Origin of the sequence: Mycobacterium simulans, from assembly GCF_900232995.1 — a bacterium.
In the GTDB taxonomy this organism is placed as follows: domain Bacteria; phylum Actinomycetota; class Actinomycetes; order Mycobacteriales; family Mycobacteriaceae; genus Mycobacterium; species Mycobacterium simulans.
Genome location: NZ_OCVX01000012.1, coordinates 1 through 1,265, shown reverse-complemented (window position 1 = coordinate 1,265; position 1,265 = coordinate 1). Strand labels below are relative to the sequence as shown.

General features: G+C 80.6%; 1 pseudogene. It reads left to right on the top strand.

Annotated elements, in window-relative coordinates:
- Positions 1-51: 51 nt before the first annotated feature.
- A pseudogene (locus MSIMFI_RS26340) lies at positions 52-1,265 on the top strand (hypothetical protein); the annotation flags it as partial.

The window sequence follows — 1,265 nt, the reverse complement described above, 5'->3', positions numbered from 1 at the left end:
CGCCGCGCGTGAGGTGTGGCCGTGGTGCGTCAGGAGGTGCGGTGGGGGCCCGTGGGGCCAGCGAGGGGGTGGCGGCGGGAGGGACAGCGGTGTAGGAGAGACAGGGGCCTGGCCTCCGGGGCCGCCGGCGCCGGTGGCGCCGGCGGCGACGGCGGCCCAGGAGGCCAGGCCCCGCTGCTGTCCGGCAAAGGGGGCGCCGGTGGCCAGGGCGGATCCGGCGGCACCGGTGGGATCGGCGGAAACGGTGGCGACGGCGCCACGCCCGGTACCGGCGGAACCGGGGGCACCGGAGGGGCCGCAGGCCACGGTGGCGCCGGAGGTGCCGGCGCCGGATTGTCCGCCGCCGGACAGGCGGGAACCCCGGGCGCCGGTGGTACCGGGGGCCTGGGTGGAAACGGGGGCAACGCTGACCCCGGCATCTCTGCTGCGCCAGGCACCGCAGGCACCGGCGGCATGGGCATTACCGGTGGTGCAGGCGGCAAAGGCGGTACCGGCGGGGCGGCGCTGCCCGGCGGGATGGGCGGAAACGGCGGTAACGGTGGAAACGGCGGCACCGGCGGCACCGGTGGGGACGGGGGCTCGGGCCTGGTCAGCGGCAGCGCCGGCGGAAACGGAGGAACCGGCGGCACCGGCGGCGCGCCCGGTGCAGGCGGGCTGTCCGGCGGTCTCGGTGGCAAAGTGGGCAACCCCGGACTCGCTGGAGCCGGAGGAACAGGCGGGCGGGGCGGCGACGCCACGGGAACCAACGCCTATGCCGGCGGTAACGCGGGACCGGCGGATCCGGCGGCGGCCCCGGCGGTAACGGCGGCAACGGCGGCACCGGTGGCACCGGTGGATTGGGCACGAGCGGCGCCGATGCCACTGACAGCACCGGCCCCGGTGAGGGCGGTATCGGCGGAACCGGGGGCGCCGGGGGGCAAGCCGGACCCTCCGGCGGCGCGGGTGGCAAGAACGGCACCGGCGGGCAAGGCGGGCAAGGCGGACAAGGCGGAGAAGGCGGACAAGGCAAGGCCGGCGCCACTGCAGACGACCCGACCGCCGGCGGCCTGGGCGGCTTGGGCGGCCAGGGCGGCCAAGGCGGCGCCGGCGGCAAGGGCATCGGCGGGGTCGGCGGCGGCGGCGGCGGCACCGGCGGGCCCGGGCGGCCGGGGGGGGGCGGGCGGCCCCGCGGGCGCCACCACGGGCCCGCCGGGCCCCGGGTGCGGGGCCGGGGGGGGGCGGGGCGCAGGGCGGGCCGGGGGCGCGGCGGGGGGGGGGGGGCCGGG